Source organism: Aliiroseovarius crassostreae (genome assembly GCF_049803815.1).
Classification (GTDB): domain Bacteria; phylum Pseudomonadota; class Alphaproteobacteria; order Rhodobacterales; family Rhodobacteraceae; genus Aliiroseovarius; species Aliiroseovarius crassostreae_A.
In genome coordinates, this window is the sequence record NZ_JBNAGI010000002.1 from 412,521 (window position 1) to 431,896 (window position 19,376).

21 protein-coding genes are annotated in these 19,376 nt (G+C 57.7%); 11 read left to right on the plus strand and 10 right to left on the minus strand.

The genetic code is table 11. The features are described from left to right. Positions 1–20 precede the first annotated feature (20 nt). From ACP15V_RS07800 to ACP15V_RS07830, 7 genes are read left to right on the plus strand one after another with little or no spacing between them, the layout of a single operon-like run. The gene (locus ACP15V_RS07800) at positions 21–215 is read left to right on the plus strand and encodes a hypothetical protein (protein ID WP_424943106.1); all 195 of its coding nucleotides are present in this window, start codon (positions 21–23) and stop codon (positions 213–215) included. A 37-nt stretch (positions 216–252) separates the two neighbouring features. After that, complete coding sequence (locus tag ACP15V_RS07805; protein ID WP_424943107.1) at positions 253–564, plus strand: heavy metal-binding domain-containing protein; 312 nt, start codon at positions 253–255, stop codon at positions 562–564. 10 nt (positions 565–574) lie between these two features. Further along, positions 575–1,333 (plus strand): Fe-S cluster assembly ATPase SufC, encoded by a 759-nt coding sequence (gene sufC, locus ACP15V_RS07810; protein ID WP_424943108.1) that lies wholly within the window; start codon positions 575–577, stop codon positions 1,331–1,333. Next, entirely contained in the window at positions 1,330–2,619 is a 1,290-nt protein-coding gene (locus ACP15V_RS07815; RefSeq protein ID WP_424943109.1) for a SufB/SufD family protein, read from the plus strand. The genes sufC and ACP15V_RS07815 overlap by 4 nt, the downstream gene beginning before the upstream one ends. 49 nt (positions 2,620–2,668) lie before the next feature. After that, the gene (locus ACP15V_RS07820) at positions 2,669–3,154 is read left to right on the plus strand and encodes a YIP1 family protein (protein WP_424943110.1); all 486 of its coding nucleotides are present in this window, start codon (positions 2,669–2,671) and stop codon (positions 3,152–3,154) included. Positions 3,155–3,161: 7 nt separating this feature from the next. Continuing rightward, complete coding sequence (locus ACP15V_RS07825; protein WP_424943111.1) at positions 3,162–3,755, plus strand: YIP1 family protein; 594 nt, start codon at positions 3,162–3,164, stop codon at positions 3,753–3,755. A gap of 2 nt (positions 3,756–3,757) precedes the next feature. Then, on the plus strand, positions 3,758–4,978 hold the full coding sequence (locus ACP15V_RS07830; protein ID WP_424943112.1) for a cysteine desulfurase: 1,221 nt from the start codon (positions 3,758–3,760) through the stop codon (positions 4,976–4,978). Positions 4,979–5,046: 68 nt separating this feature from the next. Here ACP15V_RS07830 and ACP15V_RS07835 read toward each other — a convergent pair whose 3' ends face one another. From ACP15V_RS07835 to guaA, 8 genes are all read right to left on the minus strand, one after another. Next, the gene (locus ACP15V_RS07835; RefSeq protein ID WP_424943113.1) at positions 5,047–5,664 is read right to left on the minus strand and encodes a TetR/AcrR family transcriptional regulator; all 618 of its coding nucleotides are present in this window, start codon (positions 5,662–5,664) and stop codon (positions 5,047–5,049) included. Further along, on the minus strand, positions 5,657–6,553 hold the full coding sequence (ppk2, locus tag ACP15V_RS07840) for a polyphosphate kinase 2 (protein ID WP_424943114.1): 897 nt from the start codon (positions 6,551–6,553) through the stop codon (positions 5,657–5,659). Before ppk2 ends, ACP15V_RS07835 begins: the two co-directional genes overlap by 8 nt. A gap of 69 nt (positions 6,554–6,622) precedes the next feature. Further along, positions 6,623–7,561 carry a homoserine O-acetyltransferase MetA gene (gene metA / locus ACP15V_RS07845; protein WP_424943115.1) on the minus strand — a complete coding sequence of 313 codons (939 nt, stop codon included), beginning with the start codon at positions 7,559–7,561 and terminating at the stop codon, positions 6,623–6,625. 85 nt (positions 7,562–7,646) lie between these two features. Then, positions 7,647–8,507 (minus strand): ATPase, encoded by an 861-nt coding sequence (locus ACP15V_RS07850; protein WP_424943116.1) that lies wholly within the window; start codon positions 8,505–8,507, stop codon positions 7,647–7,649. Between the two features lie 155 nt (positions 8,508–8,662). Continuing rightward, positions 8,663–9,802 carry an OmpP1/FadL family transporter gene (locus ACP15V_RS07855; RefSeq protein ID WP_424943117.1) on the minus strand — a complete coding sequence of 380 codons (1,140 nt, stop codon included), beginning with the start codon at positions 9,800–9,802 and terminating at the stop codon, positions 8,663–8,665. Positions 9,803–9,987: 185 nt separating this feature from the next. Beyond that, positions 9,988–10,845 (minus strand): DMT family transporter, encoded by an 858-nt coding sequence (locus ACP15V_RS07860; RefSeq protein ID WP_424943118.1) that lies wholly within the window; start codon positions 10,843–10,845, stop codon positions 9,988–9,990. A gap of 7 nt (positions 10,846–10,852) precedes the next feature. Further along, on the minus strand, positions 10,853–11,146 hold the full coding sequence (locus tag ACP15V_RS07865) for a putative quinol monooxygenase (protein ID WP_424943119.1): 294 nt from the start codon (positions 11,144–11,146) through the stop codon (positions 10,853–10,855). 101 nt (positions 11,147–11,247) lie between these two features. After that, positions 11,248–12,807, minus strand: coding sequence for a glutamine-hydrolyzing GMP synthase (gene guaA / locus ACP15V_RS07870; protein ID WP_424943120.1), 1,560 nt, complete (start codon positions 12,805–12,807; stop codon positions 11,248–11,250). 209 nt (positions 12,808–13,016) lie between these two features. Between guaA and ACP15V_RS07875 the strand changes: the two genes are divergently transcribed. Next, positions 13,017–14,561, plus strand: coding sequence for a trimethylamine methyltransferase family protein (locus ACP15V_RS07875; RefSeq protein ID WP_424943121.1), 1,545 nt, complete (start codon positions 13,017–13,019; stop codon positions 14,559–14,561). Between the two features lie 97 nt (positions 14,562–14,658). Here the strand turns inward: ACP15V_RS07875 and ACP15V_RS07880 are convergent, their stop codons facing one another. Continuing rightward, entirely contained in the window at positions 14,659–14,952 is a 294-nt protein-coding gene (locus ACP15V_RS07880; protein WP_424943122.1) for a DUF6477 family protein, read from the minus strand. Positions 14,953–15,203: 251 nt separating this feature from the next. Between ACP15V_RS07880 and ACP15V_RS07885 the strand changes: the two genes are divergently transcribed. Then, positions 15,204–16,307 (plus strand): DUF6456 domain-containing protein, encoded by a 1,104-nt coding sequence (locus tag ACP15V_RS07885; RefSeq protein ID WP_424943123.1) that lies wholly within the window; start codon positions 15,204–15,206, stop codon positions 16,305–16,307. 158 nt (positions 16,308–16,465) lie between these two features. Here the strand turns inward: ACP15V_RS07885 and ACP15V_RS07890 are convergent, their stop codons facing one another. Beyond that, positions 16,466–16,828: a hypothetical protein gene (locus ACP15V_RS07890; RefSeq protein ID WP_424943124.1), complete on the minus strand. Its 363-nt coding sequence runs from the start codon at positions 16,826–16,828 to the stop codon at positions 16,466–16,468. 192 nt (positions 16,829–17,020) lie between these two features. Here ACP15V_RS07890 and ACP15V_RS07895 point away from each other — a divergent pair, with 192 nt between their 5' ends. Together ACP15V_RS07895 and ACP15V_RS07900 are read left to right on the plus strand one after the other, a co-directional pair. Further along, positions 17,021–18,091, plus strand: a complete 1,071-nt coding sequence (locus tag ACP15V_RS07895; RefSeq protein WP_424943125.1) for an ATP-binding protein — start codon at positions 17,021–17,023, stop codon at positions 18,089–18,091. Positions 18,092–18,197: 106 nt separating this feature from the next. After that, positions 18,198–19,316, plus strand: a complete 1,119-nt coding sequence (locus ACP15V_RS07900; protein ID WP_424943126.1) for a GGDEF domain-containing protein — start codon at positions 18,198–18,200, stop codon at positions 19,314–19,316. Positions 19,317–19,376 lie beyond the last annotated feature (60 nt).

The window sequence follows — 19,376 nt, forward strand, 5'->3', positions numbered from 1 at the left end:
ACCGCGCGAAAGGCGGAAAGATGAGCAATCTTCGTGACGGTATTGAAAGCGCGATCCCCTTTGCCTTTCCGGCGATCGGGGGCTTGATTGCGGTTGTCGTCATCAACCTCAATCCCAATGCGCTGATGAACCCGATGATCTGGATCCCGCTTGGGATTTTCCTGGGCTGGGCCGCCGGGCGCGCGGCCGTGAAACTGATGAGCCGGTGGCATTGATGCCCAAACGACTTTCCTGCAATCCGGAGGACAAGAGATGATCGTGACCACAACCCCATCCGTCGAAGGACGCCCGATCAAGGCCTATCACGGCATTGTCGTGGGCGAGGCCATTCTGGGCGCAAATGTGTTTCGCGACGTGTTTGCCGCCATCACCGATATCGTTGGGGGCCGTTCGGGCGCCTATGAACAAGAGCTTGGCAAGGCGCGCGACGTGGCTTTGCAGGAACTCCAAGACCGCGCCCGCGAAAAAGGCGCAAATGCCGTCGTGGGCGTGGACCTCGACTATGAAGTGATCAACAACATGCTGATGGTGTCGGCCTCGGGCACGGCTGTCACTGTTTCGTAAGGACGTAAAGATGCTGAAAATCAAAGACTTGCAAGTTAAACTTGAAGAAGAAGACAAGCAGATCCTGAAAGGTGTGGATCTTGAAGTGCCCGCAGGCAGTGTTCATGCGATCATGGGGCCCAATGGCTCGGGCAAATCGACCCTGTCTTATGTGCTGTCCGGTCGCGATGGGTACGAGGTGACCGGGGGCGAAGCGACGCTGGATGGCGAAGACCTTCTGGAGTTGGAACCGGAAGAACGTGCCGCGGCGGGTCTGTTTCTGGCCTTCCAATACCCGGTGGAAATCCCCGGTGTGGGCAATATGACCTTCCTGCGCACCGCGGTGAACGCACAGCGCAAGGCGCGCGGGCAAGAGGAAATGTCGGCCGCCGACTTTCTGAAATTCATCCGCGCCAAGGCCAAAGATCTGAAGATCGATGCAGACATGCTGAAACGCCCGGTCAATGTCGGTTTTTCGGGCGGCGAGAAAAAGCGCAATGAAATCCTGCAGATGGCGATGCTGGAACCGAAGATGTGCATCCTCGATGAGACCGATTCCGGTCTTGACGTGGACGCGATGAAACTGGTGTCCGATGGCGTGAACGCGCTGCGTGACGCTGGCCGGTCCTTCCTTGTCATCACCCACTATCAACGCCTGCTCGACCATATCAAACCAGACGTGGTGCACATTATGGCGCGGGGCCGCATCGTGAAATCGGGCGGGCCGGAGCTGGCGCTGGAAGTTGAAAACAACGGCTATGCCGACATTCTGGCGGAGCTGGACGCATGAGCACGCAACCGGTGAACAAGGACGGGGTGCTGTCGGCGATGGTCCGGCCCGCCTCGGGCGCGTGGGCTGCGAAAGCGCGCGAAGAGGCAGCGGAACGTCTGGTGGCAATGGGCCTGCCGGCGCGACGGGACGAGTATTGGAAATGGACCCGCCCGGACGGGCTGATTGCTGCCACGGCGGCCCCGGCGTCTGTCTTTGATTACGGCAGCGAAGCGCCTGTGTTTGACGCGATCGACCGGTTGAAAATCGTCTTTGTGGACGGTGTGTTCAATGCGGATCAATCCGACGATCTGTCTGGCGAAGGGATTGAAATCGATCGCCTTTCGGATGCAGCCGCAAAGGACATTCACTGGGCCAGCCAGCTTTACGGTGTGTTGGAAGCCCGTGGCCAAACGCCCGTGCAACGCCCGTTGGCGGCGTTAAACTCGGCTATGGCCACCGATGGCGTGGTCATCCGTGTGACCGGTCGCGTCAGCCGTCCGGTCAGCGTGGTTTACCGCCATAAATCCGAGATTTCGGATGCGGTGCTGCACCACGTGATCAAGCTGGAAGAGGGGGCGAAGCTGACCCTTCTGGAAAACGGTACCGCCGCATCGCGCCTGTCACAGGTGACCGAGGTGGACGTGGCCGCGAAGGCAGAGTTCCACCATGTGCGCGCGCAAGGCCGCGATCACGAACGTCAGGTCTCGACCCATATCTTCGCCCGCTTGCAGGCTGAAAGCGTGTTCAAAAGCTTCACCATGTCTGTCAACGGCGCGCTGACCCGCAACGAGGCGATGATCGAACTCTTGGGCGACGACGCCGTCGCGCATATCGCAGGGGCCGCGCTTGGCGATGGCAAAGACGGCGCGTTCCACCACGACGACACCGTGTTCATCACCCATGACGCGGTGAATTGCGAAAGCCGCCAGGTCTTCAAGAAGGTGCTGAAAAACGGTGCTGCCGGGATTTTCCAGGGCAAGATCCTGGTGAAGCCGGACGCGCAGAAAACCGACGGCTACCAGAAATCGCAATCGCTTTTGCTCGATGAGGACAGCCAGTTCCTTGCCAAGCCCGAGCTTGAGATCTATGCCGACGACGTGGCCTGTTCGCACGGGTCAACCTCAGGTGCGATCGACGAAGAGGCGCTGTTTTATCTGCGCTCTCGCGGGGTGCCGGAAAAGATCGCCACCGACCTTCTGGTGCTGGCTTTTCTCGCCGACGCCATTGACGAGATCGAGGACGAAGCGATTTCCGAGGATATCGTGTCTCGGCTGGAAGCGTGGTTGGAACGGCATCGCAGGTGATCCGGCCGACGGGCTGGGGGACGAGGCAGAGGCCAGAAAGGGCAGACCAATGTCGGTCATGCAGGATGTGCTGAAAAGCTATCGCGCCCCGCGCGATGTGTTCAAACGGCGTTTGGGCACTGAGGTGCGTGAAGATCGGGCCATTGCGGTTTTGATGGCGGCCTGCGTCGTGGTCTTCATTTCGCAAATGCCGGTACAGGCGCGCATTGCCCATGAGACGGGGCAAGAGCTCAATATGCTGTTGGGGTCGGTGCTGCTGGCCTGGGTCTTCATCATGCCGCTGGTGCTTTATGCGCTTGGCTCGCTCAGCCATTTTATCGCGCGTCTGTTCAACGGACGGGGGACCGCCTTTGGCGCTCGGTTTGCGCTTTTCTGGTCGCTGCTTTGCGCCTCACCGCTATGGCTTTTGTGGGGGCTGGTGTCCGGTTTCATCGGCCCGGGCGTGCAGATGCAGATCACTGGCGCATTGGCCTTGTTTGCGCTGATCGCCTTCTGGTCGGTGAATTTCCGACAAGCCGAATGGCCGAAAGAGTGAAGGCGCGATGAGGTTCGACCCCGGATATTTGTTTGGCATGGTGCTGCAAACCGTGCCCGAACCGCGCAAAGTGGCGCGGGATCTGTTTGACCTGCCCGTGTCCCGCAGCACACGTTGGCTGGTGCTGTGGTTGATGTTGGTTTTGGCCACCGCCTTGGGGGTGGTCAGCCACATGATATACCCCGTCGACACCGAGTTGTTCGGGCCGATCCTGTCCAGCCCGATTGCTCTTGGGGTCTTCGAGGCCGGGTTCCTGCTGCTCGGCGTGTTCGGGATCTACACGATCGGTCGCTTGGCGGGGGGGACCGGCACGCTGGATGACGCGATCACCATTGCGATCTGGCTGGAATTCGTGCTGATCGGGTTTCAGGCGGCAACACTTCTGTTTTCGCTGTTTGCCCCCGCGCTGGCGGGGATCTTCATGGTGATGAGTTCGGTCCTGTTCTTCTGGATCCTCAGCCATTTCACCGCTGAAAGTCACGGCTTTCGCTCGGCGGGACTGGTCTTTGCCGGCATCGCCACCACCATCGTTCTGGCGATCTTCGCCCTCTCTTTCCTGCTTGTCCTCTTGGGTGTGGAACCCATCCAGATCGGAGTCTGACCATGTATGACGTCACCAAAATCCGCGCCGATTTCCCGATCCTTTCCCGCGAGGTGAACGGCAAACCGCTGACCTATCTGGACAATGGCGCCTCGGCCCAGAAACCGCAGGTGGTGATTGATGTGATCACGCGGGGTTACGCCGAAGAATACTCCAATGTTCACAGGGGCTTGCACTATCTGTCGAACCTGTCGACCGAACGCTATGAAGCAGTGCGGGCGATTGTGCAGCGGTTTCTGAACGCCCAGCACGAAGATGAGATTATCTTCAATTCCGGCACCACCGAAGGGATCAATATGATCTCTTACGCCTGGGCCGCGCCGCGGATGAACGCAGGCGATGAGATCATCCTGTCGACCATGGAGCATCACGCCAATATCGTGCCCTGGCATCTCTTGCGGGAACGTCAGGGGGTGGTGCTGAAATGGGTGGATCCAGAGCACGATGGCGCGCTGGATCCGCAGAAGGTGCTGGACGCAATCACCGACAAAACCCGGCTGATCGCGTTGACGCAATGTTCCAACGTGCTGGGCACCGTGGTGGACATAAAAGCGATCTGCCAAGGCGCGCGGGACAAGGGCGTTCCGGTTTTGGTCGATGGATCGCAAGGCGCGGTGCATATGCCCGTGGATGTGCAGGATATGGGCTGTGATTTTTATGCTATCACCGGCCACAAGCTTTATGGCCCGTCAGGGTCTGGCGCGATTTATGTGCGCCGGGAGCGGGCCGATGAAATGCAGCCCTTCATGGGCGGCGGCGATATGATTGACGAGGTGGCGAAAGATCACGTGACCTATGCCAACGCGCCGTTGAAGTTCGAAGCGGGCACGCCGGGTATTGTTCAGACCATCGGATTGGGGGCCGCGCTGGACTACCTTATGGATTTGGGGATGGAGAACATCGCGGCGCACGAAGCGGATCTGGCCGCCTACGCGCATCAGCGTCTTTCGGGCCTCAACTGGGTGAATGTGCAAGGCACGGCCCCGGGCAAGGCGGCAATCTTTTCGCTGACCATGGACGGCGCGGCCCATGCCCATGATATGTCGACGATCCTTGATAAGAAGGGCATTGCGATCCGGGCGGGTCATCATTGCGCCAAACCGTTGATGGAGCATCTGGGCGTCGCCGCCACGGCGCGCGCGTCGTTTGGGCTTTACAACACCCGCGACGAGGTCGACACGCTGATCGATGGGTTGGAACTGTGTCACAAGCTGTTGGCGTGATTTGAGAGGGCTGGGGGCGCTGCCCCCAGACCCCCAGGATATTTATGATTAGAAAATAAGGCCTGCGGTCAATCGTCTGCTTTGATCAACCCGAGGCCGCGCAGGTAGACGCCAATTCCGGTTTCCAGCAGGTCTTCGGGCGGGAAGGGGCTTTTCTGGCCCGGGCTGCCACGGCCGAATAGCTCAACAACCCCGTGGCTCATGGCCCAGATATGCGCGCTAACCATTTTCGCGGGCGGGCGTTTTTCTGGCGGGATATGTTCGGCAAGGGCCGAGGCTGCGGTTTCCAAAACGCCCATGGCGCGGCCAGCAACCATCGCCAGCTCTGGCGAATGATTCATAGATACGCCGCTTTCAAACATCGAAATATAGTGGCCGGGATATTTGCGGGCAAAGGCCAGATAGGCGCGACCGGTTGCTTCGAAACTGGCGAGGGCGGATGGTTCGCCCTTGGCATAGGCAAACTCCATCAAATCGGCAAAGATTTCATAGCCTTGGCGGGCGGCTTCGGCGATCAGGTCTTCGCGACCTTTGAAATGGCGATAGACGGCGGCGGGGGTCACGCCCGCCTGTTTGGCAGCCTCGGACAGGGTAAACCCGGTTGGCCCTTTCTCTTCGATCAGGGCAAGGGCCGCTTCAACCAGCGCCTGGCGCAGATTGCCGTGGTGATAGCCCCGTTTAGCCATGATCGTTGCCAGTCCAAAGGGCGGGGGTGCCGCAGATCTGCTCATCCGGGGCGCAAGCGATATTTTCGTCTTTACCTTTGTAATCAATACCTTGAAGGACCGCGCGAAGGGCCGCCAGACGGGCGCGGCGCTTGTCGTCTGACCGGATCACCGTCCAAGGGGTCACGTCGCGATGTGTCTTTTCAAAGGTCTCGGCAATGGCATCGGTATAGGCGTCCCAACGGTTCAGACCCTCTACATCAATCCAACTGAGCTTCCATTGCTTGAGCGGGTCTTTCTCGCGCGCCAGAAAGCGGCGCAGCTGTTCGGCGCGGCCCACATTCAGCCAGAGTTTGACAAAATGGATGCCTTCATCGGCGATCATGTCTTCAAATTCGGGCAGTTGACGGAAAAACGCGTCGCGCTGCGGGTCGGTGCAAAAGCCGAATACTTTTTCAACCACGCCACGATTATACCAGCTGCGATCAAACAATGTGATCTCACCTGCGGTTGGCAAGTGTTTGATATAGCGTTGGAAATACCATTGCCCCTGTTCGCGCTCAGTGGGTTTTGGCAGGGCCACCACCTTGGCGACGCGCGGGTTCAGGTTTTCACGAAAGCGTTTAATTGTGCCGCCTTTGCCCGCGGCATCCCGCCCTTCGAAGACAACCACCACACGCTTGCCGGTTTCATTGACATCTGCCTGAAGCTTCACCAGTTCAAGCTGCAGCGCATCCAATTCGGCCTCATAGACCTCTCGGTTCATGCGGTCGGTATAGGGATAGCTGCGATCGAGAATGTCCTTTTTGCCACCCTCTTCGATTGCGCGACGCACATCCGCTGGTGCAGCGTCGGTGAAGAACTTGGAAATAGCGCCGTCAAACGGCAGCGTGTCGGGCGATGGGGACATGCGGCAACCTCCTGATTTCACGGTATTATGGGGGCAAGGCGCCCCCATGTAAATGCGATTAACTCAGGCTCAGGCGCGGCGGTCTTTCACCGCCTGACCGATCTCGCTCATATCAAACGGCGTGGTCAGATACATTTCAGAGATCCAGTTCTGATACAGAAGATGCGCGTGGCTGCGCCAGCGGTTTTCCGGCATCCGGGTTGGGTCATCGTCAGGGTAGTAGTTCATCGGCACATTGATCGGTGCGCCTTTCGCGACATCACGATCATATTCGCCCTTCAAGGTCAGGTCATCATATTCGAAATGGTTGAAGATATAGAGGGCGCGATGGGCCTTGTCTTCAATCAGGCACGGGCCGGTATCATCAGACCCAAGCAGGGTTTTCAATCCCGTGGCCGCATCAACCTCGGCCTGTTTCATTTCAGTCCAGCGGCTGACCGGCACCACGCAACTGTCTGAAAATCCACGCAAGTACGGCGAGGCCGGGGCCAGGTTCTTCTGCGGGAAACAGCCAAACGCTTTGGCGTCCAGCATGTGTTTTTTGACGCCATGGAAATGGTAGATCATCGCCATCCCGCCCCAGCAGACGCCGAAGGTGGAATGCACATTGGTTTGGGTCCAGTCAAAGATCTGACTGATTTCATCCCAGTAGGTCACGTCTTCGAACGGCAGGTGTTCGATGGGGGCGCCGGTGATGATCAACCCGTCAAACTTCTGATCGCGCACCTCTTCCCACGGTTGGTAGAAGGTGCCGATATGGGCCTCTGACGTGTTTTTCGAGATGTGTTCAGACGGGCGCAGAAGCGTCAGTTCGATCTGCAGCGGATGTGATCCGATCAGGCGGGCAAACTGGGTTTCCGTCTCGATCTTTTTCGGCATCAGATTGAGCAGCGCAATGCGCATCGGCCGGATATCCTGTTTGGCGGCCTGGTCGTCCGACATGACCATCACGCCCTCATCCGTCAGCACGTCGAAGGCTGGAAGGGTGGCGGGGATCTTGATGGGCATGGGAATGCTCCTTTGTTCAGAGGTCGAAAAACTGGATCAGAGGGGTCGGTGAAGAAATGGGGTGCAAAGCCCCGCGATCAAGAGATCAGGCCGCGTCCAGCGCGGCACCGATCATTCGGTCGAAGTCATCCGGAGATTTGATCTGCGCCACATCCGAGGCGCAGAGTGTGATCCCATGCTGGGCCATGCGTTCATACAGCGGCTGGCGATGGGCCAGGGCCTGCGCGTAGGTCCAGCGGATGAAGTCATTTGGATCAACTTCATCTTCTAGCTTATTGTATTTTCGCAAGTATTCCTGCCAGACACGTGCAAGAAATTCTGGTTGATAGGCCATAGGTTTGGGCGCGCGGTCAAAACGGCGGACCAGTTCCTGGGTGTGGCGGTCATCCCCCCGCAGCCAGACCAGCAGGCATGTATCGTGCAATGCGGTCAGGATCGGATCGTCCAACCCCAGTTCAGGATCAATCCATTCACAGATCGATCCGCCGCTGTCGCAGATGAAATGCGGATAGCCATAAATCCGGTCGGCCCGGTCGATGAAGCGATCCGTGTCCAGCAGGGCTGAGATTTCGGAGTGCTTGAACTGTTCCTGGCGCCGGCAATATTCAGCATAGGGCAGGCCGCCTTTTGCCGCGTCCCCTGGTTTGCCCAGATAGGCGGCCATGGGGCTGAGATTATCAAAGGTAATCTTGGACGAAATGCGGATGCTGTCAGACAGGAGCAGGTCCCGCAGGAACGGAACCTTCATCGCCTCGGCCTTGAAATTATCCGCGATATATTCCCCCATGTATCGCGTCCCGATCCGGTAATCGATCGAGTAATGAAACCAGTCACCCTGATCACGTAGCATGTTGGAAAGATAGGTTTTGCCAAGCCCGGACATACCAAAGAACAAGACGCGCTTATGCGGTGCCTCTCGCCAGTCCTGTGCGGATTTGTAAAACATGCCGATGATCTTCCTTACCCTTTCACCTTTCGTAAGCGGCAACAGGGCGAGGGTCAAACGCTTCTGCACATTTGGCGGCAAAAACAAGAGCCTGCGGCAACAGAAAACCCCGCGCGAAAGGCGCGGGGTTCGGTCCCATAAGGGGTGTTTCGTCGTTAGAAGCTGATGCCGACCGAAAGGCCCGCAACAACCGCGCTGCCGTCAAATGTCGCAGAAAGCGGTGCAGAGGTGACCGTCTTATCTTCGAACATGATGTATCTCACACCGCCCGAGACTTTGATGGCGTCTTTGGTATAGGTGGCACCCAGCCCGATGGATTTGCTGGTGCCGGTCGGCGCGAGGAACGTGGTGCCGGTATCTGCACCATCCTCATAGCCAACCATGGCAGCAATCGACCAGTTTTCGTTCAGCTTGCGCCCGACACCCAGTTCGAGTGTGGTGCTGTCATCCACAAACTCGACCCAATCTGTGGTCACGGCCCCTTGGGTGGTGCTGAGCTTGGTTCCGTTCCATTTCACGTGACGGATCGACCCAAACAGCAGGGTATTCTGGGCGATACCGGTTTGGAAGTCCAGATTGAAGCTTTCCGGGATACGCACTTCGCCGATGGTCGGCAAAAGGTTATGCGTTCCCTCAAGATCATGGGTGATCGCGGAGTTGTAGGTCAGGGCCACACGCATGGCGATTTCCGGCTTCTCATAAGCCACCCCAACAACGCCACCGAAATCGAAATCGCTTTCCGCATCCAGAAGACCAGAGCCGGACAAGATCACACCGCTGACCTTCTGGGCGCGCAGACCGCCATGCACACTGAACCCGTTGCCAAATTCATAGCGCCCCAGCGCCGTGATGGCTTTGCTGTCCACCAGGGCACGACCATTCGGGTCAGCAGCGAAAGCCGCAACCAACGGGTGACCCGCCGGCAAGCCCGACCCGCCAAGGGCTGTGGGAGCCTGAAGACGAGCGGCGATGCCCAGCCCCAAGGACCCAAGCGGCCCATCGGTATAGCGGATATCAGCCCCATAAGGCTCGTCCGCGATCAGGGAGAAGCTGAGGTTTTCGTTGATCTGCTTTTTCAACGCAAAGGAGAAAGAGTTGAAGCTATCAGCCGACTGCGACGCAAACCCCGCGGCCTGAGCCGGAACGTCGGGCGAGGCGGTGATCAACCCGAACTTCAGATAGTTGCCTTCTTCGAACAGGATCGACATGTCCTGTCCAGACCGATCAATACCCCCGGCAAAACCCGCCGTGGCCGTAAGCGCAGCTGATGCTGCGGTAAGCGCAAAACCCTTCATGTTTCCTCCCTGAGAGCTGCTACCTGTTTGCCTTGGTCGGCGAAAACAGGCCCATCTTTGCTTTTTTCATTGCAGCGAGCCTAGGTTCGGCGCAAGGGGCCGGTCAATTGTTACCTCGGGTAAGTTGCAAGGCGGCACCGGTATTCTGTGTCTTTTCAACCAAAGGCCCAAAATCTTACCTTGGGTTATGTGGTTGATTTCTCTCGAAGGTTGATCACATTTCCTATGATGATCAGCGCTGCCCCAAGGACAAGTCCAAGCCCAATGGGTTCATCATAAAACACGGCGCCAATACCTGCGATCAACGGCAGACGGGTAAAATCGATTGGAATCACCTTGCTGGCAGGCGCAAGCCCCAGGGCGCGTGTCAGGCACAAATGCGCCAGCAAACCGGCACATCCGATCAGGATCAGCCAGGGCAAGGCCGATTGGGTGGGCAGGCGGATCTCGCCATCCCCGCCGGCCATGATCAATCCGAAAACAAGCTGCATTCCGGTCAACCAAAAAAGAATGGTCAGCGTATCAACCGTGCGGGTCAGGCGGCGGGTCAGGATCGCTGTCAGTGCAAATGCGATGGCCGCCAGCGCCGCGGCCACAACGCCGACAGACAGGGGGGCGCCTCCCGGCGAGGTGATCAACAAGATGCCAAGAAAGCCAATCAGGGCGGCCAGAAGCCCCCGGCGCGTCAGGGGCTCGCCCAACAGAACCGGAGCCAGCATGATCACCCAAAGCGGAGAGGTGAACTCCAGCGCAAAGACCTGCGCCATGGGAATCATTGTCAGTGCATAAAACCACAGGTTTTGCCCGGTGAAATGGGCGAGATTGCGCAGAAGATGCGTGGGAAGGTGCTGGCCCCCAATCCTTTTGATCCGCCCGGTGGCCGCCGCAAAACAAACCACAATCACAAAGCCCACCACCGACCGGTAGAGCATCAGTTCAAACGTGTCGTGATCCAGGCTGACCCAGCGCCCCGCAATGGCCATCGAGGAAAACGATAAGATCGCCCCACTCATCCAAAGCGCAGCACGGGACAGATCGCTCATGCCCAGATCATCCTGTGATTTCTGAGATTTGATAGTGGCGCGCGATGCCCGATGTGATCTTGGCCCAGGGCGAAGATTTCATTCGGGATTGATGTGCATCGAAATCCTTGCGGCTGGCAAATCGTTCCGCCACGTTGAACCGCCCTGGAATGTCCGGGTCAGGCGTAACGTCAAAGGACAGACAACCGGGTTCTTCCCGCGTCAACGCAATATGGGCGGGCAGGGCGGCGGACACCTCGGCCACCCTGTCTTGGGGCACGTCGATATACCCGGTTAAAACAATCTGGATTTGTTCAGTCATGTCATAGGGCTAGCAAGGGCGCGTGGAAAAAGCGAGGTGCAAATGAAAACGCCGCCCCTTCAGACGGCGTTTCTTGAAATCTGTCACGAGGCCTTGATGCCTCACTCCCACTCAATCGTTCCCGGAGGTTTCGAGGTAATATCATAGGTGCAGCGGTTGATGCCCTTCACCTCGTTGATGATCCGGGTGGCGGTTTCACCAAGGAATTCGTGGGTGAACGGGTAATAATCGGCGGTCATCCCGTCGACCGAGGTCACCGCGCGCAACGCACAGGCGTAATCATAGGTGCGCCCGTCGCCCATGACCCCCACGGTGCGCACGGGAAGGATCGCTACAAAGGCCTGCCAGATCTCGTCATACAGGCCGTGTTTGCGAATTTGGTCGATATAGACCGCGTCCGCTTCGCGCAGAATGTCGAGCTTTTCGCGGGTGATCTCGCCTGGGCAACGAATGGCCAGGCCCGGCCCCGGGAAGGGGTGACGGCCAATAAAGCTTTGCGGCAGGCCAAGTTCACGCCCCAGGGCGCGCACTTCGTCCTTGAACAGCTCGCGCAGCGGTTCCACCAGTTTCAGACCCATTTTTTCCGGCAGACCACCCACATTGTGGTGCGATTTGATTGTGACCGAAGGCCCGCCCGAGAAGCTGACCGATTCAATCACATCAGGGTAAAGTGTGCCTTGGGCCAGGAATTCCGCGCCTTCAATCGTGTCGGCGTGTTTCTGGAACACGTCGATGAACAGTTTCCCAATGATCTTGCGTTTGGTTTCCGGGTCAGACTGGCCTTCCAATTCGCCCAGGAACAAGTCCTGTTCGTCCGCGTGGATCAGCGCCATATTGTAATTGTCGCGGAACATGGTGACGACCTCTTCGGCCTCTCCTTTGCGCAGCAAACCGTGGTCGACAAAGACACAGGTCAACTGATCGCCGATGGCTTCGTGGATCAGCACCGCCGCGACCGAGCTGTCAACGCCGCCGGACAGGCCGCAGATCACCTTCTTGTCGCCAACCTGTTCGCGGATCTTGCGGATCATTTCGTCGCGATAGGCGCCCATCGTCCAGTCGCCCTTGAACCCGGCAAGCTTCACGAACTGCTCATAAAGTTTCGCGCCATTGGGGGTGTGGTGCACTTCGGGGTGGAATTGCACCGCATAGAAATGGCGTTCAGTGTCGGCCGTGATCGCAAACGGGGCCGAGGGCGACGTTCCGTAAACATCAAATCCCGGCGCGATTTCAGAGACATGGTCTCCGTGGCTCATCCAAACCTGTTCGTTCCCGTTCAGGAACCATCCGTCCAGAAGATCAAGCCGTTTGCGCTCCGTCACATAGGCGCGGCCAAATTCGGCGGTGCCATGGCCGCTTTCCACTTTGCCGCCAAGCTGATGCATCATCACCTGCTGGCCATAGCAGATCCCCAGGATCGGAACGCCATAGTCGAAGATCTCTTGCGGGGCACGGGGCGATCCTTCGCGGGTCACACTGTCCGGGCCACCGGAAAAGATCACGGCTTTCGGCGCCATCTCGCGCACAAAATCCATCGTGACATTCTGATAGGGGTGAATTTCGCAATAGACATTCAGCTCGCGCAGGCGGCGCGCAATAAGCTGCGTGACCTGGCTGCCGAAGTCGATGATAAGAAGGCGGTCGTGGCTCTGATCTGTCATGGCATGGCCTTAGGGCAGGGGATCGATTTTCGCAAGAGGGCAGCGAAGATCGGAGCAAATTTCCTTGGCAATATTCACAGAAAAATCATGTTTGCATTCCGACAGCATGTCGTTTTTGCCCCATACGCGCCGTTTCCCTCGGGATTTGGTCCCCGTGGCGGTGTAAACCCGATGAAAACAGGATGTACCGACATATCGGAGGAATTGACATGACCGAGGCTCGCGCACGCAGACGGGGTCGTGGGGGCGGGGGTGCTGCCCGCCGCGCGGAACGCAACGCGGTGTCGTTTGAAACGGCCAAATATATCGAACGCAACATTCCGAATCTTGAGATTCTGCATGACGAAGCGATCGAAATCATCGAATACAACGCGGAAACCGTGTTGGAAGAGGTGGGGGTCAACTTTGTTGAAAACCCCGCCGCCCTGGCCCGTTGGAAAGAGGCCGGTGCCGATGTGAATGGCGAGCGTGTCCGCATTCCCCGTGGTCTGGCGCGCGAGCTGTGCAAAACGGCCCCCAGCCAATTTACCCAACATGCCCGCAACCCGGAGCGCAATGTTGTCATTGGCGGCAACAACCTGGTGCTGGCCCCGGTTTACGGCCCGCCGTTTGTGCGCGACATTGACGGTGGCCGCCGGTACGCCACCATGGATGACTTTAAGAAGTTCGTGAAACTCGGCTATATGTCGAAATGGCTGCACCATTCCGGTGGCACAGTCTGTGAACCGACCGATGTGGCCGTGAACAAACGCCACCTCGACATGCTGATGGCGCATATGGAACTGTCGGACAAACCCTTCATGGGCTCGGTCACCGCGCCGGAACGCGCGCAGGACACGGTTGATATGTGCGGGATCCTGTTTGGCAAAGAGTTCGTGCAGGAAAACACCGTCACCACCTCGCTGATCAACATCAACTCGCCAATGCAATTTGATGATGTGATGATGGGCGCATTGGAAGTGTTTGCCGAGAACAATCAGGCGGCCATCATTTCGCCCTTTATCGTCGGCGGGGCGATGGCACCCGTGTCCGTGACCGGCACGCTGACCCAGGTTCTGGCCGAAGTGATGGCCGGTGTGGCCTATTCGCAGCTGGTCCGCAAAGGCGCACCGGTGATTGCGGGTACATTTGTGTCCTCGATCGACATGAACTCGGGCGCGCCCACTTTTGGCACGCCGGAAGCATCGAAAGTGACCTTTGGCTGTGGTCAGCTGTTCCGCCGTCTGGGCCTGCCGTATCGGTCGGCCGGGTCGTTCAACGGGTCGAAACTGCCCGATGCGCAGGCCGCTTATGAAACCGCGAACTCACTCAATGCGGGGCTTCTGTCGGGTGTGAACTTCATGCTGCACTCCTGTGGCTGGCTGGAAGGCGGGCTGGTGTCGAGCTTTGAGAAGTTCGTGATGGATGCTGACCAACTGGGCACGCTGCACGGCCTCGCCTCGGGTGTGACCTATGACGAGAACGCGCAGGCCATGGATGCGATTCGCGAAGTGGGGCCGGGCGGTCACTATCTGGGCTGCGCCCATACCCAGGCCAACTTCAAATCCGCCTTCTGGCGCTCGGATGTCCTGGACTACAAACCGTTTGAAACATGGGAAGAGGAAGGTGGCAAGGACACCTATCAGATTGCCGCGGAAAAAGTGCAGAAGATGCTGTCCGAATACCAGAAACCCGAGATGGATGCCGGCATCCACGAGGCGTTGACGGAGTTCGTGGAAACGAAAAAAGCATCCATGCCGGATGCTTTCTCCTGAGGTGTTTTCCTAAGGTTCACATCTGTTCCAGAGTCGTTCTCTCTGGTTAACAGCTTGGTAAGGGGGCTTAACGGCCCCCTTTTTCACTTTTCGAACATCAGACCGATTTCAGACCCCGAGGCAGAAGCCGCGCTTCGGCCATCAATGCAATCAGGATTTCCACATGGCGGGACACGGAATAGCCCGCATCCCCCGTCTTGCGGATTTCCTCCAGGCGCGCCTCTTCCGCCATCAGCCCATCAACAGCCCGAACCGGCGACGGTGTTGACGTGGAATTCATCAGCTTTTTCAAGTCTCTATCGCGATTATAATCAACAATACCAAAACGTGCTGCGCGGATCAAAAGGCGCGGGCGACGGAGGGATTTCAGAAGATCAAGAGCGTCAGTCATGGGGTCATCCTTTCATCGTGTTGCCCCAATCATCACACAACCTGAAGAGGTGTTGCGTCGCTCCGTATGAGCGAACGGCGGTTTTAACAATTGTTTCACTTTTGGCAACAAAACTAAATGACAAGCTGAACAATTAATCTTTCGGTAACCAATCGCGTGCTAGCTGGTAAGGGAGTTTTTACAACCGCCAGTAGAGCGTCAACCGAGGAAGATCGCGATGGGACGGTGATCTGCCTCAAAGGGGGACATGTATGGAGTTTTCGGGCTCACAGAACATCGAAATTGGCGCGGGGGATCTGCTCCCCTGGCTGCCGAACGCGGTAAAGCTGTATCTGGAGCATACCGAGCGCGGGGAAACCATCCGGGCGCTCGCCCGTCAAAAAGGGGTTCATGCCTCGACGGTGCTGCGCCAGGTGCAAAAGACGGAAACGCGGCGGGACGATCCGCTGGTCGACAATCTGCTGACGCAGGTTGCCAATGGCTGGTGTGATGTCGAGGGGGTGCATGCCAGCTGGAATGAGGATGACACCCCCATGAAAGACCTTGAAAACAGCAATGACGTGATCGGCAAACACGCCATTCGCGTGTTGCGCAGTCTGATGAAAGAAGGGGCGATCCTCGCCATCACCAAAGGGGTCGATACCGCGGTGGTGCTGGATCTGCGCGACGGGGAAAACCCGGTACAACTGTGTAAATCCCCGCGCGAAGTGGCCGAGGTTCTGGCCCTGCGCGACTGGATTGCCGGCAGTTCATCGGGGGCTGTGTCACGCTATCGCATCACACCGTCCGGGCGCACCGCGCTGAATAAACTGATGGCGCAGGCCGAAGGGCAGGCGGTGGGGTTTGCCGACAGCCAACGCAGTTTTCTGGGCGCCAAGCCAACCCGGGGCGGGGGAAAGGCCCGGACGGGCAATCGTCGATCCGTCGGGGCAGACAGCCCCATCCGCGTTCTGGCGCGCGCCCGGAACGCAGGCCAGCCTTACCTGGGTCATGAGCTTGTTTTGGCGGCGGATCGTCTGCAACGTGATTTTGCGCTGTCGCAATTTGACGGCTCGGTCAATGCCGGGTGGACCGGTGTCATGTCCGGTTTGCGCAAATCACCAAAAGGGTCTGGATCACGGGTGGATCGTATCATTGATTCCCGACGCCGTTTCCTGGAGGCGATGGAGGCCCTGGGCCCGGAACTTGGCGAAATGGCGTTGGGGGTTTGCTGTCATGAAAAGGGCATGGAGCGGATGGAAGCCGACCTCAATATGCCCGCACGATCCGGCAAGTTCATGCTGCGGGTGGCGTTGAAATACCTGCAACGTCATTACGATGCGATCGGTGGCGAAGATCACAACCTGATTTACTGATGGAACAAACAGGGCCCAAATCGCGGCCACAATAAGGCCAAAGCAGAGATAAGACACGGGATCCAAAACAGCCGCCGATGAACCGGCGGGAAGCAGATGTCAAACGCGACTGTTGACGCTTCGTCTTGCGCGATAATGCAGGATAATTCGTCGCCGCTTCAGGTCACGCATTGTGGTTCCTGGTGGCCGGTGGTGAGGATTTCAACATCCACCTGCGGCGCTTGTGCTGCGATTTCGGCACGGATCATCTTGGGGTTGGTCACGTTGGGGGCAAGGACGCGGTATTTCCCCTGAAAGCCAAGCTCCTGCAACCGGGTCGCAAGATCAAGGCAGTCAAAGCTGTGGCACATCAGCGGTGAAACCACGAGAACCGGTGAAAGATCGTTCAGCCGTTCGGCGGTCACCTCTGCGAAGGACGCATAGTAGATCTTGTTGCTCTCTGGAAATTTCAGGGCATCTTCCTGCCTGGTCACCTGGTCCCCAACGGCCAGGATGACTGCAGCCGTCGGGTTGTCGCTCATATCCATTCGGTTTCTATCCCCAAACTCTGCGTGACGCGTCGCGCTGTGTCACCTGCTGTGCCAGCGTTGCCTGATGACGCCGGGCTGTCAATTATAGATGGTGCATTTCTGAAATTAACTCAACAGTTGCGGGCAATTCGCGATGATTGTTGGGTAAAATCGCTTTACAGCTCGCCATTTCCGCCGCAGAACATGCAGGCCTTTTGCCGCAAACAGGAGACCGTGATCATGATCCCGGATGGTGTTTATGACCCGATTCCCATTCCCATCATGCTGATCTCCGCGTCAGGGCAGATCTGCCACCTGAACGCATTGGCGCGGAACTTGTTTGGAGAGCGGTCCTTGTCGCGGCTATATCCCGCGGTGTTGCGACAGCCGGTCCTGATTACCCGTATCGAACACGCGCTGGACGGGGAAACGGCGTCTCCGGTCAGGTATATTGCCTCGGAAGCGGGCAGGGATGTGGTGTATGAGGCCCATGTTTTGCCAGCGCCCGACCCCGATGGTGGCGTGATCATCAGTTTCGTGGATGTCTCCCATAAGGAAGAAGCGGGGCAGATGCGATCGGATTTCGTCGCCAATGTCAGCCATGAGTTGCGCACGCCACTCACAGCTTTGTCTGGATTTGTCGAAACCCTGCGTGGCCCGGCGCGCGAAGACGCCGATGCGCGGGAACGGTTTCTGGGGATCATGGATCGTGAAGCGTCGCGGATGAACCGTCTGGTTGCTGATCTGCTATCGCTCAGCCGCGTTGAGGACATGGAACGTGTGCGTCCAACCGACCCCGTATCGCTGGCCGAACTGATACAGAGTGTGATCAGCAGCCTGTCCCCGCAGATTGAAAAGCGAAATTGCAAAATGCGGTTGGTCCATGACACGGATGACCGCTATGACGTGCCAGGGGACAGGGACCAGCTGATGCAGGTCTTTTCCAATCTCGTGGAAAACGCGCTGAAATATGGCAAGGCGGGGGGCGATATAACACTCACCTTTGCACGGTTCGACAACCGGCCGGGATTGCGAGGTCCTGCCATCTGCATCACCGTCGAAGATGAAGGGGAGGGGATCGCCGCCCATCATATTGGACGCCTGACAGAACGATTTTACCGGGTCGACAGTCACCGCTCGCGCGAATTGGGCGGCACAGGTCTGGGGCTTGCGATCGTGAAACACATCGTCAATCGACATCGGGGGCGTCTGCGAATTGAGAGCGACAGCGGTCAGGGCAGCAGGTTTACCGTCTGTCTTCCCGCACAGCCCTGACGGTATACCGGGGAAGGTGGAGAAAACAGTGGACACACCGCACCAATAAGTTGTTATATCGCGCAAAATTGCAAATAACCACCAAACCGACAGCGATAACTGACAAATGACAATGCAGGACACCGCGCCGTATTGGCGCCGTTTGGGACATGCCTCAGACATGTCTGGCGGCGCTCTGCCACCCATTTACGCAGATGACCCCATATTGATCTGGGGCAAAACGCTTAGTGTGGTGGGGCTTGTCATCTTTGCGGGCACCCTTTGGGCCGCAGAACAGACCATCGCCGCGATTAGCCTGATGCCGCTTTTGGGGCTTTTGCTGCTGGATCTGGCCTTAAAGCAGGTTCGGAAACCATCTCGATTTTTGCGGGTCATGATCCTGTTGTCGCTGGGCGGCGCCCATCTGGTGTTGGCCTGGTTCTGGACCCCCGCCATTCTGTTGATGGGGTTTCCAATACTGGTGGCGTTCTTTCTTGTGACCCGCCCATCGCAGGCCAACCTCTATGCTGTCATTCTTGTGGTGAGTGGGGCAGGTTTGCCCATACTGGGTAAAGCCCCTGACTTTTTGCCGTATTTTTTCGCAGCCCTCATAGGGCTTTGGCTGTGCCTGATCGCGATGGCCCGGACCATTGAGAAAATGCGTCAGTCCAATTGGCAACAAAGCATCACCGACCCGCTGACAGGGGCCTTTAACCGGCGGTTCCTGGATCAATATGTTCAGGACAACACCCCCTCTGGTCGCGCCGCGATGATGTTGTTGGACATGGACAATTTCAAATCCCTCAATGATCAGCACGGTCATGCCGCCGGGGACCGCGCCCTGGCCCGTCTGGCGCGGTTGATCCGGATCAATTGGGCCAGCGAAGTGGTCTGCTTTCGCCTGGGCGGGGATGAGTTCGTGTTGATGATGCAGCTGACAATGCGATCGCGCGAGGGAATGACAAAGCACGAAGAGGACCGGCATCTTGCGCGGCTTGGGCATAGCGTTGTGAAATCCCTCAACAGTGATGGCAGCTTTTCCGTGTCTGGCGGTATGACCCGTTTTTGCTGGCCGTGTGATTTCGAACAGGTTTACCGCCGGGCCGATGCGGCCTTGTATCGTGCCAAGGACCTGGGCGGGCGGCAGCTTTCGCTCGATGATTCCCTTAACGGTTTGTCACAACCTGTGCCCCCGGCCGCCTTTTCACAAAATACACCCCCGGATTTGGTGCAAACAAACAATTGAAATCACTAAATAATAAAGACTGTCACACTCCTGTTACACAAGCGTCACAAAAGCTTTGAT